The sequence below is a fragment of the Blautia faecis genome, from assembly GCF_027662325.1.
GTDB lineage: Bacteria > Bacillota > Clostridia > Lachnospirales > Lachnospiraceae > Blautia_A > Blautia_A faecis.
In genome coordinates this window covers 136,810-149,554 of sequence record NZ_JAQDKY010000001.1, presented here as the reverse complement: position 1 = coordinate 149,554, position 12,745 = coordinate 136,810, and the positions used below count along the sequence as shown (strand labels likewise).

Genomic DNA, 12,745 nt, shown 5'->3' with positions numbered 1-12,745 from the left:
TGCCTGCCCGTTGGTGTTATACATTATTTTTCTATTGCTATTTCCTGCCAGTACTCATAGGCCAGCATATGATACATTTTCCTTACGGTAGTCCGCTGACTGGTGTAGAGTTTGGCTAGTTTGCGCTTCTGGATGTAGAGGTCTTTCGGCATTTCTTCAAGGTCGTAGGGAACCTTATCATTTACATAATACTTTCCAAAAGAATAGAAATCAGCATTGCAGTCTGTCTCTTTATAGGCTTTTTTTACAAGCTGGTGAGTCATCTGGTGGTGGTGATGGCCGTACTCGCCGTCTGCGTTGTGAGTGGCAACCTGTTTCCAGTCTTTGTAGTTCAGGACTGTGGCAATATCTGCTTCCATATCTTTTTTCCAGTAGTTCCAGCTGCTGCGATCTTTTCCGATTTTGTCAGGGTAGGAAAGAATCAGATATTTGTCCCCGGTAGCTTTCATTACGGATTTAAATTCTGCGCTTCGAACCGGATCATTTCCACGGGTCATACATACTACCAGATACTTCTCCTCAATCAAATGCCGTCCTCCCCAGAGCAGATCATCATCTGGGTGTGCCACAAACATCACCTTGTCGTAACCATCCAGATCAAGGGCGTCCAGATCGGCAGTAGTTACATGGGGCAGATTCAGGTAAGGATAAAAAAGATAAAGCTTATGTCCGGCAAAGGCAATCGCGCTTAGTATTACAATTGTCGCCAGTAACTGTTTCCAGTGCCGCACTGACCAGGAAAAAAGACCAACAGTGCTGGAACTGGCAGAAAAAATATTTTTCATATCAGGTACTCCATTTCTGAGTTTATTTGTATAGACGAAATCGAAAATGAAATTGATTATTTGTAACAATTATACTATATTTGAGATAAGTTACAAGCTAAGATATAATACCATAAAAAACAATGGAGGATGAATATGAAAGAACTTCTTTACGGAGCAGCATATTATGATGAGTATATGCCGTATGACCGCCTGGATAAAGATGTGGAAATGATGAAAAAAGCGGGAATCAATACCGTTCGAATTGCGGAGTCTACATGGAGCACCTGCGAGCCACAGCCAGGAGAATTTGATTTTTCCCATGTGGAAAGAGTAATGGATGCCATGGAAGAGGCAGGAATCAATGTGATCATCGGTACGCCTACCTATGCTGTGCCTACCTGGATGGTGAAGGCACATCCGGATGTTTTGGCTGAGACAGTAAAGGGAAGAGGTATTTATGGCGCCCGTCAGATCATGGATATTACCCATCCGGTGTACCTTTTCTATGCGGAGCGTGTAATCCGAGAACTGATGAAGTGTACAGCACATAGAAAGTGCGTCATTGGTTTCCAGCTGGATAATGAGACGAAATATTACGGAACTGCTGGCAAAAATGTGCAGGAGCAGTTTGTGAAATATATTCGTGAAAAATTCCATGATGATCTGGATGCCATGAATTATGAATTTGGCTTGGATTATTGGAGCAATCGAATCAATGCATGGGAGGATTTTCCAGATGTACGTGGTACGATCAATGGAAGCCTTGGCGCCGAATTTGAAAAATTCCAGAGAACTCTGGTGGACAAATTCCTCGGCTGGCAGGCTGATATTGTAAATGAATATAGAAGAGAAGACCAGTTTGTAACCCATAATCTGGATTTTGAGTGGCGTGGATATTCCTATGGCATTCAGCCTTATGTAAACCATCTTCATGCGTCCCAGTGCCTGACAATTGCAGGAACCGATATTTACCATCCTACACAGGATGACCTCACTGGCGCAGAAATTGCATTCGGCGGAGATCTGATCCGATCCCTAAAACAGAACAACTATCTGGTAATTGAAACCGAAGCACAGGGATTTCCTGGATGGACACCATATAAAGGACAGTTGAGATTACAGGCATACAGTCACCTGGCATCTGGCGCAAACAGCGTGATGTACTGGCACTGGCATTCCATCCATAATTCTTTTGAGACATACTGGAAGGGCCTGCTCAGCCATGATTTCCAGGAAAATGCCACTTACAGGGAAGCCTGCACAATTGGTAACGAGTTTGCCCGCCTTGGAAAACATCTGGTTAATCTGAAGAAGAAAAATGAAGTGGCAGTACTGGTCAGCAATGAAGCGCTTACTGCCCTGAACTGGTTCCGAATCCAGGAACAGGCACCCGGCGCGGATGCTAAGAGTATCTATTATAATGACGTTATGCGTTGGATGTACGATACTCTGTATCACATGAACGTAGAATGCGATTTCATCTGGCCAGAGTCCGAGAATCTGGAGCAATATAAAGCAATTGTAGTACCAGCCCTGTATGCGGCACCTGATGAGCTTCTCATACGGTTAAAACAGTATGTGGAAAATGGCGGAACCCTGATTGCATCCTTTAAAACTGCTTTTGCAAATGAAAATGTGAAGGTAAGTCATCAGGTGCAGCCACATATTCTGAGCAACTGCTTCGGAGTCCATTACGATCAGTTCACTTTCCCGAAAAATGTAGGCTTAACAGGGGAAGTCATTCCGGAAAAACCAGATCAGAAAGGCAATGCACACCCAGCTGCGAATGTATTTATGGAGCTTCTGGTTTCGGAAGGAGCAGAAGTGCTGGCATCTTACGAGCACTATAATTGGAAAGATTACGCCGCTATCACCCGAAACCACTACGGAAAAGGCCAGGCCGTATACATCGGCTGCATGACAGACGAGGAAACCCTGAAGTCCATTTATAAAGCCGTGCTCCCGGAAGCAGGCGTAGAAATCCCAGAATACCACTACCCAATTATTGTGCGAAAAGGTTTGAATGATCTGGGAAAAACTGTTTGTTATTTCTTGAATTATTCTGGTATGGAACTGGAAATGCCTTATGATTATAAAAATGGCATAGAGCTGTTAGAAAACACCGCCGTAGAAAATGGCACCGCTCTCCAAATGCCTGCATGGGGTGTGAAAATCGTGGAAGAAGCTTAAAAAGAAACCATAAAAAGTCCCGGTAAACGGTGGAAAGACATCGGTTACCGGAACTTTTTGTGTTACCAGTATTTGTTTGGAACACCAGTAGCGTGATTTGTTTGGTCCGTGTGTTGGTTTATATGCTGGCGGCTTTCTGCCTGGTCTGATTGTGGTTGTAAGGAAAGCGGATATAGGTCTAAATAATTTAATGCACATAAAACGTGATTTTTGTGTTAAGATAGTAATGAAAAACGTGAGAAAATTGCGAATAAAAGCTTATAAAACGTGATGACTTTTCTTGAAGGGGTGAGACTATGTATTTTAGGACGATAAGCGGGAATCCTCGGCAATTCAATTACCGAGATGAAAGCGTAGAATTGTGCATATCTGCACATTGAAATAATATAATAATCTCTTTACTCTTTGATATTAAGCTCTTTGATATTAATGCCGTAACCGGCATACAACAAGTCGAAAATATGTTCGGTTTTCATTGCATGTTTCAATTCATTATGTTATACTATATGTATGAAAGAAAATCTAATACATTATAGAACTTGTGTATGTAATATTAACTACCATATGGTATGGTCGGTGAAATACCGACGGAAGATATTAACCCCAGATATTGAGGAATACCTTCGGGAACTGGTGCAGCAGATTGCTGAGGATAAGGGCTTTACTGTTCATTTATTTGAATGTGGTGAAGGAGACCATGTCCATTGCTTTGTATCAGCTCCACCAAAGCTGTCTATAACAGCAATTGTCAAGTATCTGAAAGGGATCACCGGCAGAAAATTATTCGAACGTTTTCCGGAAATAAGAAACCAGCTGTGGAAGGGAGAGCTATGGAATCATTCCTATTATGTGGAAACAATCGGGTCTGTATCTGAAGAAAATATCCGCCGTTATATTGAACATCAGAGCAAATCGTATTAAATCAAGGTGAAGGGTAAATTTTTATCTGCATAGCTGCTGGAAGGGGGAAAGAGGAATGCTGTTGTCACACAGGACATCTGTAAAAATCCGGCCGGAATATTCCAACATTATAGGACATATGTGTTATGCAGCTTCCAAACTCTGGAATGTCTGCAACTATGAACGCCATCATTATAAAGAACTGGGACTGGAAAAGTATCCTGACTGGTATTATCAGAAAAAAGCACATAAAGAAAATCTGTGGTATAAACAGCTTCCGTCACAGACAGCGCAGGAGACCTGCAAGCAGCTGGACAAGGCATGGAAATCTTTTTATGTCCTGAAAAAGACCGGAGGAATCAAAGCTCCAAATCCGCCCCGTTTTAAACAGGACAATATCCCGGTTACATACATGCAGATGGGGATCCGGCATGAGAAAGGTTCAGATCAATTGCGTCTGTCGCTGCCAAAAGATCTGAAAAGCTATATGGAAGAAACATACGGGATCCATGAAAAATTTCTATATCTTGAAAATAAGATTTTCAGGGACATGGATCATATAAAACAGCTGCGGATCTATCCGCCGGAAAATGGAACATGTGACCTTATTGTTATCTATGAGATTGAAGAGCCGGAACAGCTTTCTCAGAATGGACATTATTTATCTGTTGATCTTGGGCTTCATAATCTGATGACCTGTTATGATTCCGGAAATGGCCGGACTTTTATCCTGGGAAGGAAATATCTTTCGTTGGAAAGATATTTTCATAAAGAGATTGCCAGAGTACAGTCTGTATGGTATGCACAGCAGTCGGAAAGAGGGATAAAATATCCAAGATCATCGAAACATATCCAGAGGCTTTACAGGAAAAAGCAGAATGCAGTGAAGGATTATCTTCATAAAGTGACCAGATGGATTGCAGAATACTGCAGAAAAGAAGACATCCGCTGTGTGGTTGTGGGAGACATCCGAAACATCCGCAAAGAAAATGATATGGGGCATAAGACCAACCAGAAGTTACACGAACTGCCATATAACAAGCTGTATATCATGCTGGAATATAAGCTGAAACTGTATGGAATACAATTGATAAAACGGGAAGAAAACTATACCAGCCAGTGCAGTCCGTTAGCACCAGAAGTATCAAAAAGATATGCAGAAGCATCAAACCGAAAAGAACGGGGCATATATATAACCAACAGAGTAAGATATAATGCCGATGCAGTAGGAGCATTTAATATCCTGCGGAAATATCTTTCCGTATCCGGAAAGCAGAAGGAACTGTCCGTAACCGGACTAAAAAATCCAGAAATAATAAAAGTAGCTGTATAGCCGAAAGGCAAGCAGTATTGGTGTCATGGACGCACCCTGAAAAAAGGCGGTATCCCGCCAGATTTCAGATACTCTGGTAACTTAGTTGCCGAGTAGTTCACGAGAAAGGTAGATAGTTATTTAAGACAGTGGAAGGATAAAGAAAACAGGCTTCCGCTAATCATTAAAGGTGCAAGACAGATTGGGAAAACGGAATCTATTGTTCATTTTGCAAGTGAAAATTATGAGAATATAGTTTTTATAAATTTTGTGCTGGAGGGGCAGTATAAAACTATATTAAGTGACGGATATTGCCACTTCTTTGAAGGCTTTTAAGCTGGATGGAAGATTTGATGTAATTTGCAGCGGATCTCTGCTTGGAATTAACTATAGAAAGATCCACAGCAATAGCGTTGGCTATAAAACAGATTACGAAATGTTTTCCATGGATTTTGAGGAATTTCTCTGGGCAAAGGGTTACTCAGATTTACACATCGAACAGATCCTGGAACATATGTGTTCTGGGAAAGCATTTTCTGATACGGAGCTGTCTGTTTACAAAAAACTGTTTCTTGAATATTGTGTGCTTGGGGGCATGCCGGCAGTGATCAGACAATATATAGAAACGAATACATTTTCTGATACTTTGGAAATTCAGCATCAGATTCAATTTGATTATGAAGAAGATATCAGAAAATATGCAGAAGGGTTAGACCAAACGAAGATTGCCAGTGTATATCGAAGCATTCCGGTACAGCTGGCAAAAGAGAATAAAAAATTCCAGTTAAGTAAAATTGAGAAAAACGCAAGAAGTAGAGAGTATTCGGGCTGTATTGACTGGCTTAAGGATGCGGGAGTTGTTTCTGTCTGCTACTGTCTGGAATATCCGGAATTGCCGTTAAAAGGAAATTATGATGAATTGAAGTTTAAGCTGTACTATCCAGACACAGGACTGCTAATTGCCTCTTTAGATGAAGAAGCGCAGGAAGATTTACGTGCAAATAAAAATATGGGTGTTTATAAGGGGGCTTTATATGAAAATTTCGTTGCAGAGGCGTTTCTGAAACAAGGATTAGGATTATATTATTACAAAAAAGAAAATGCAACTTTGGAAGAAGATTTTTTTGTCAGGACAAAAGATGAACTGGTTCCGGTTGAAGTAAAGGCAAATAAAAATCGCTCAAAATCTTTAAGAAAACTGATTGATAATGAAAGTTACAGCGATATTAAGTGGGGAATAAAACTGGCTGACAGCAATGTGGGAATAGAAAATGGCATTTATACATTTCCATATTTCTGCTCCTTTTTGATTAAAAGGTATCTGGCAAAAAAAGGTTAAAGTTAAACGGCTGCCGCATTGTTCAAAGTGTTTTGATAATGTGGCAGCTGTTTATTAATTAAATTCTCTTCAGTTCATAGCTTCTTGTTCCAAGTCCAATCTTCTGTCCATGATCCAGAGTTGCTTCCCACTCTATATTCGGATTGGAATCCATAAAGTGGTTGTGGTGGCAATGCCATTCTGGTTTCGCAAGGTTGTCACCAAGCTGGCTGTTGCGGATTGGCTCCGCAGCAAGACATGCATCTACGCAGGCCTGATCAAGAGCAATGGGATCGAAGCTTGCGAACATTCCAATATCCGGAAGAATCGGAGCATCATTTTCGCCGTGGCAGTCACAGTTCGGGCTGATGTCCTGAACCAGAGCAATATGGAAGCATGGGCGTCCATGACAGACTGCCTGTGCATACTCTGTCATCTTACGGCAGAGAAGCTCATTGGAATTGCTGTGCGGGTTGTGAATTGCATCAAAGCTGCAGGCACCGATACAACGGCCGCAGCCCTTGCATTTATCATAATCAATGACCGCTTTTTTCTCCGGATATGTAATAGCGTCACTTCCGCATTCCTTTGCACAGCGTTTGCAGCCGCGGCAAAGGTCTGTTTCGATAACTGGTTTACCACTATTGTGCTGAGCCATTTTTCCGGCACGGCTTCCGCAGCCCATACCAATATTCTTGATTGCGCCGCCGAAACCGGTGGCTTCATGTCCCTTGAAATGAGTAAGACTGATGAATACGTCAGCGTCCATTACAGCACGGCCGATTCTGGCAGTAGGACAGTATTCTGCATTTTCTACAGGAACCTCCACGTCATCGGTACCGCGAAGTCCGTCACCGATAATGATCTGACAACCAGTGGTGATAGTATTAAAGCCATTCAGATTCGCACAATCCATGTGCTCCAGGGCATTTTTGCGGCTTCCCGGATAAAGGGTGTTACAGTCAGTAAGAAACGGCATTCCTCCAAGCTCCTTACAAAGATCGGCTACTACTTTTGCATAATTGGGGCGCAGGAAAGCAAGATTTCCAAGTTCTCCGAAATGCATTTTGATGGCCACGAATTTACCATCCATATCAATGTTTTTGATTCCGGCTGCAATGCACAGTTTTTTCAGCTTGTCCAGCTGGCTTGTGCCGACCTTGCAGCGGAAGTCGGTGAAATATACTGTTGATTTTTCCATAAAATTCCTCATTTCTGATTTTTATTTATCTTCATATTATTCTTGTGATTGCTTTAATGTCAAGTTATTTTTGTACTATAGCGTGCCCTCAAAATCGTTCCCACAAATTGTAACACACATCTTGCAGAAAGCCTTTTCAAACACGTTTTAAAAGAACTTCAGAACATCCTCCAATTCTCTGCGTTTCGGACGGCTGGGCTCCTCATCAGCTTTTCCTACAGCAATAACGGAAACAATGGTTTCACTTTCCGGAATAGAAAGCATTTCGCGAATTTTATTCCCATCCCGAAGTCCCATGATCAGAGTGGAAAGACCAAGCTCTGTAGCTTTCAGAATCAGGTTTTCATTCTGAAGACCAAGGTCATAACAGCCCCATCCATTTCCAATCTCATTATCCGGAGTGCCGTCTGTCTGGAAACCGGCACGGTTATGTACGAAGGTAGTGACAATCAAAGCTGCATGCTCAGTTTTTACATCGTTATTCGCGTAACACAGGCATTCTTTACGAAGCTTCTGACTCATATCCTCGGATAAAACACAGTAATAACGACCTGTTTCCGTATTTTTCCATGATGGTGCTTCCAAAGCGGCCTGTACAAGCTGCTGGATCTGCTCTTTGGTAACGTTTGTATGGGAACTGTACTTACGCACAGATCTTCTGTTCTCAATAAGTGTCTGAAATTCCATGAAAAAGCCCCCTTAAAGTATGTTTTGGCTGTATTTTAGCATAATTCATTGGATGTGAAAAGTTAAAATTTTTTGTAACCTTTCTCCCTCTTTATTTGTATAATTAGTGAAGGTACCCGACACAAGAAAATAACAGACCGCTGCTTTTCATACTGATCAGCAGCCAGAGGAGTTCTCATGAGACAACCAGTTCAACAGCTGATCCAGCTCTACCAGAACAATCTTTTCACCGCAGCGTTTAATATCTGTCAGAATCAGATGGATGCGGAGGATGCTGTTCAGGAGACGTTTGTTCAGTATTACACCAGCAGAAAAGAATTTGAAAATGAGCAGCACATCCGGGCATGGCTCCTTCGTGTGGTTATCAATAAGGCGAAAAATATAAACAGGACTTTCTGGAAGAAAAATAAATGCTCTCTGGAGGATTATATGGAAACTCTTTCTTTTCCAGATTCCCAGTCAAGAGATTTGTTTGAAGAGGTAATGAAGCTTCCGGACAAGTACCGCATTGTGATTCACTTGTTTTATTACGAAGATTATCTCGTCAGGGAAATAGCCGAAATCCTGAAGCTTTCAGAAAGCAATGTAAAGGTTCGGCTTTCCAGGGGAAGAGCCTTGCTTAAGGATTCTTTAAAGGAGGAATGGGAAAATGACGAATGGTGAAAAATATAAAAAAGCTTTTTCCGTATTGCAGACTTCAAAGGGCTCATTACAGGAGGTTGAAAATATGGCAAAATTACAGAAAAGAACAAAAATGAAAACTGCAGCTGCAGTGATTGCAGGCTGTATTATCCTTGGAGGAACCGGTACTGCATATGCAGCGAATGTTGGAGGCATCCAGCGCACGGTTCAGATATGGCTCCATGGCGATCAGACGCAGGCGACCTTAGATGTTTCCAATGACGGTACTTATACCATGGAATACTATAATGAGGATGGCACACTTCAGCAGACCGGTGGCGGTGGAGTATCTATTGATGCTGACGGAACTCAGCGCGCCCTTACAGCGGAAGAACTTATGGAAGAAATTAATTCCCCGGATGTAGAATATAAAGAGGATGGAAGTGTATGGGTTTATTTTCATAATCAGAGTATTGACATTACCGATAAATTTGATGATAATAATGTTTGTTTTGTAAAGGTGACAGATGGAAAAGAGACATTCTATTTAACGGTGAAATATAAGAATGGGTACACCTTTTCAAATGATAAATATATAGAACCGTAGAGCCGTTTTCAAACACGCTCTAAAGCGTTTTGTAGGCGTGGAACAGTTGACTTCCATATATGGTGATGTCACCGACATGTTCGTTTAGATAATTGAATTAAGCAAGAATGGCGAGGGGCAAAGGTCTCTCGCCTGATTTACGTAAGAGGGATGAATATGATTTATGAATTGATAGAAACGGGCAGAGCCAGTGCTCTTTTTGCAGGTTGGCGGGATAGTGTAGTCTGGTCCGCATTGCAGGGAGTGATGGGAAAAATCTATGTGGATTCTCTGGAAAAACTGGAGAGTGGTGTTGCTATGCTTGGGGATTTCTGTTTTCTAAGCGGAAAACCGGACTCAGAAATTATTTTAGGAGCTTTGGCAAACAGTGCATCAGAGGAAGTGATTCTGGTTCCGCAAAATGATGACTGGGCACAGATGATTGTGGAGTGTTACGGGGAGAAGGCAGAGAAAGCGCTCCGTTATGCAATCAAAAAGGAACCTGGGATCTTTGATCTGGAGAAGCTTTTGAAGGTGACAGAGAAACTGCCAAAAGAGTATGAAATGAGACTGATCGACCAGTCGCTTTTTGAAATTTGCAGAGATACACAGTGGAGTAAGGATTTGACAGCAAACTACGAAAGCTATAGTCAATACAAAGAGTATGGACTTGGTGTTTGCATTTTAACGGGTGGGGAAGTAGTCGCCGGAATTTCCTCTTATTCTGGTTATGGCAGAAGAAGTGACGAGAATCTTGGATGTCATGGTGGAATTGAAATTGAGGTAGTAACCCGTGAGGACTACCGGAGAAAAGGTCTTGCATATATCGGAGCAGCACGGCTGCTTCTGGAGTGCGACAAACGCGGGCTTTATCCAAACTGGGATGCAGCCAACAAAATGTCAGTAGGACTGGCAGAGAAACTGGGGTATCATTTCAGCCATGAGTATGTGGTTTATAAAGTGAAAAAGTAAGTTGCGGCGAACCTGGAAGTATGATAGAATATGAAATGCTGAAGCGAAGTATTGTATAATTGTGATTTTTGTTATAAAAAAATAAAAGAAAACATCCACAATAGAAGAAAAAAGTCAACTAATTAAAAAAACAGCGGAAGCATTCGGCAGAAAGAATGGGATGTAAGGCTGATTTTTAGTGTAAGTAGGAGAACTTATGATTGGATTTGAGAAACTGGAAAACAGTTTAATAGATGTAATAAAAGAAGAACAGGCTAAGCTTGGATTTAAAGAAGAGAAGATTCACTTATATTATCCGCTGTCTTCCCTGAATCATTTCTTCCTGGCACAGGATAGCGCAGATGAAATGGCAGCCCGTCTCCAGAACCTGCCGGAAGAATTGACATCCAAACTGGGAGAAGTGAGGGTGTCTCATAAAGGGGACAGATTCTGCTTTTATATACCGGAGCCAGGAAGTGTCTATGTACATGAGAATATGAAAGAGAATGAATTTATTAAAGTACTCATTGAACTGGTTCAGAAGCATGAATGTACGAAAGTGAAATTACTTGATCTGTTTGCTTCTTACTGGGAAAAAACAGAGTGTCAGGAACTGGACAATGGAGAATTTGATTTCTACATCCGCTTTCTGGATAAGCCAGATGATACCTATTATTACTGCTTTAAGGATGAGGGATTCCACTTTATTTATCATAGATTTCTGCCAGAGGATTATGAGGATTTTGGATTTTGAACAAGCGTAAATCTTGACAAACAAGAAAACTTGTGCGTATATTGTAAAAAAGCTGTTGTTTGTTCATTACAAAGGAGGAGATCGAAAATGGATTTGAAAAACTATTCAACAGGTGTCCAGCACATTGGAATTCCAACGAACGATATTGATAAAACTGTAGATTTTTACCATAAACTGGGTTTTGAAACAGCTTTTGAAACAGTTAATGAAGAGGCGGACGAGAAGGTTGTATTTCTGAAGCTTGGAACTCTGGTTGTGGAAGCCTATGAGAATCATGCAGCAGTCTTTCGTGCTGGAGCAATTGATCATGTTGCACTCGATGTTAAGGATATAGAAGAAATTTATCAGTACATTAACCAGGCTGGTTTGAATACCACACAGGACAGTATTCATTTTTTACAATTCTGGAAAAATGGAGTAAAGTTTTTCACTATTGAAGGTCCGAACAAAGAGAAGGTTGAATTCAGTCAGTACTTATAAAGGATATTTATAACAGGAAAGGGGCTGTCACACTGAACCGCTCCCCGTCAAGTAGACAATTGAAAAAATATAAATTTTTCCTGCCAGCAGAAATTTATCTGCTGGCAGTTTTTATGCGGCTTGCAAGTAAATTTCGTGTTTTTCCATTGGTGTTAAAATTCCGAGATTCCTTTGTAAGCGTTTATTGTTATAGTAATCTATATAATCTTCGATCATTTTTACGAGAGTACCTCTATCAGTGAATCGTTTTCCATAGTATCGCTCTCTCTTCAAAATCCTCCAAAAGCCTTCCATTGGTCCATTGTCGATACATTTAGCAACTCGCGACATGCTTTGTATTATTCCAGCATTTACAAGTTTTGTATGAAATGTCCTGTTCGTATATTGGAATCCCCTGTCACTGTGAAACAGTGGCTGCGCACCAGGATTTCTAAGTAAAGCATTGTCTACCGTATCAAACACCAAAGCATTGTTGTTCTTATCACGAATAACATACGAAACAATCCGTCTATCATATAGGTCCAGTATTGCACTTAGATAAACTTTATGCTTTTCAATCCCAATATAATAATGGAATTCTGTCACATCAGTGAGCCATTTTTCATTTGGTGCTTTGGCAGTGAACTCCCGATTAAGTATGTTTTCAGCTATATACTGAGGGTCTGCAGCCTGTCTTGTGCATCCGTTGTTAGAATACTTGATAGTTGATTTTATATTAAGTTTACGGCAAATGCGTAACACACGTTTATCGTTTATATCAATACCATGATATCGTTCCAAATCATCTCTGATCCTTCGATAGCCTTTATCCGGTGAGTCTGTGTGAATCTTTTCTATCTTGTCAGCAATAAACCTATTCTTTTGCTCGCTTTTGGGAATTTCTCTGTGTAGCCATTTATAATAAGCTGCTCTAGAAACATTACCAAGTTTGCAAAGTGCAGCAACTGAATAATTATGATCTTCATGTTCTTCTTTGAT

The 12,745-nt window shown here is 41.0% G+C and carries 13 protein-coding genes; 9 read left to right on the top strand and 4 right to left on the bottom strand.

Annotated elements, in window-relative coordinates:
- Positions 1–23 precede the first annotated feature (23 nt).
- A complete protein-coding gene (locus PGQ38_RS00605) occupies positions 24–785 on the bottom strand; it encodes a PIG-L family deacetylase (RefSeq protein WP_270430518.1) in 762 nt (253 codons plus the stop codon).
- A gap of 135 nt (positions 786–920) precedes the next feature.
- On the opposite strand from PGQ38_RS00605, the gene PGQ38_RS00600 reads away from it, so the two are divergent.
- The 4 genes from PGQ38_RS00600 to PGQ38_RS00580 all read left to right on the top strand — a co-directional run bounded on the left by PGQ38_RS00600 (position 921) and on the right by PGQ38_RS00580 (position 6,508).
- Entirely contained in the window at positions 921–2,957 is a 2,037-nt protein-coding gene (locus tag PGQ38_RS00600) for a beta-galactosidase (protein ID WP_270430517.1), read from the top strand.
- Between the two features lie 510 nt (positions 2,958–3,467).
- Complete coding sequence (tnpA, locus tag PGQ38_RS00595) at positions 3,468–3,878, top strand: IS200/IS605 family transposase (protein ID WP_416386729.1); 411 nt, start codon at positions 3,468–3,470, stop codon at positions 3,876–3,878.
- Positions 3,879–3,933: 55 nt separating this feature from the next.
- Positions 3,934–5,190 (top strand): RNA-guided endonuclease InsQ/TnpB family protein, encoded by a 1,257-nt coding sequence (locus PGQ38_RS00590; protein WP_270430516.1) that lies wholly within the window; start codon positions 3,934–3,936, stop codon positions 5,188–5,190.
- Between the two features lie 301 nt (positions 5,191–5,491).
- The gene (locus PGQ38_RS00580; RefSeq protein WP_270430515.1) at positions 5,492–6,508 is read left to right on the top strand and encodes an ATP-binding protein; all 1,017 of its coding nucleotides are present in this window, start codon (positions 5,492–5,494) and stop codon (positions 6,506–6,508) included.
- Positions 6,509–6,566: 58 nt separating this feature from the next.
- Here PGQ38_RS00580 and PGQ38_RS00575 read toward each other — a convergent pair whose 3' ends face one another.
- Positions 6,567–7,688, bottom strand: a complete 1,122-nt coding sequence (locus PGQ38_RS00575; RefSeq protein ID WP_270430513.1) for a DUF362 domain-containing protein — start codon at positions 7,686–7,688, stop codon at positions 6,567–6,569.
- A gap of 147 nt (positions 7,689–7,835) precedes the next feature.
- Positions 7,836–8,375, bottom strand: coding sequence for a nitroreductase family protein (locus PGQ38_RS00570; protein ID WP_270430511.1), 540 nt, complete (start codon positions 8,373–8,375; stop codon positions 7,836–7,838).
- A 177-nt stretch (positions 8,376–8,552) separates the two neighbouring features.
- On the opposite strand from PGQ38_RS00570, the gene PGQ38_RS00565 reads away from it, so the two are divergent.
- The 5 genes from PGQ38_RS00565 to PGQ38_RS00545 all read left to right on the top strand — a co-directional run bounded on the left by PGQ38_RS00565 (position 8,553) and on the right by PGQ38_RS00545 (position 11,767).
- The gene (locus tag PGQ38_RS00565; protein ID WP_118577634.1) at positions 8,553–9,038 is read left to right on the top strand and encodes an RNA polymerase sigma factor; all 486 of its coding nucleotides are present in this window, start codon (positions 8,553–8,555) and stop codon (positions 9,036–9,038) included.
- 64 nt (positions 9,039–9,102) lie between these two features.
- Complete coding sequence (locus PGQ38_RS00560) at positions 9,103–9,603, top strand: fimbrial biogenesis chaperone (protein ID WP_270430508.1); 501 nt, start codon at positions 9,103–9,105, stop codon at positions 9,601–9,603.
- A gap of 156 nt (positions 9,604–9,759) precedes the next feature.
- The gene (locus PGQ38_RS00555; protein ID WP_204452490.1) at positions 9,760–10,554 is read left to right on the top strand and encodes a GNAT family N-acetyltransferase; all 795 of its coding nucleotides are present in this window, start codon (positions 9,760–9,762) and stop codon (positions 10,552–10,554) included.
- Between the two features lie 199 nt (positions 10,555–10,753).
- A complete protein-coding gene (locus PGQ38_RS00550; protein WP_270430590.1) occupies positions 10,754–11,287 on the top strand; it encodes a DUF3877 family protein in 534 nt (177 codons plus the stop codon).
- A gap of 87 nt (positions 11,288–11,374) precedes the next feature.
- Positions 11,375–11,767, top strand: coding sequence for a VOC family protein (locus PGQ38_RS00545; protein ID WP_270430507.1), 393 nt, complete (start codon positions 11,375–11,377; stop codon positions 11,765–11,767).
- Between the two features lie 111 nt (positions 11,768–11,878).
- Here the strand turns inward: PGQ38_RS00545 and PGQ38_RS00540 are convergent, their stop codons facing one another.
- Positions 11,879–12,745: an IS3 family transposase gene (locus PGQ38_RS00540; RefSeq protein ID WP_270430589.1), complete on the bottom strand. Its 867-nt coding sequence runs from the start codon at positions 12,743–12,745 to the stop codon at positions 11,879–11,881.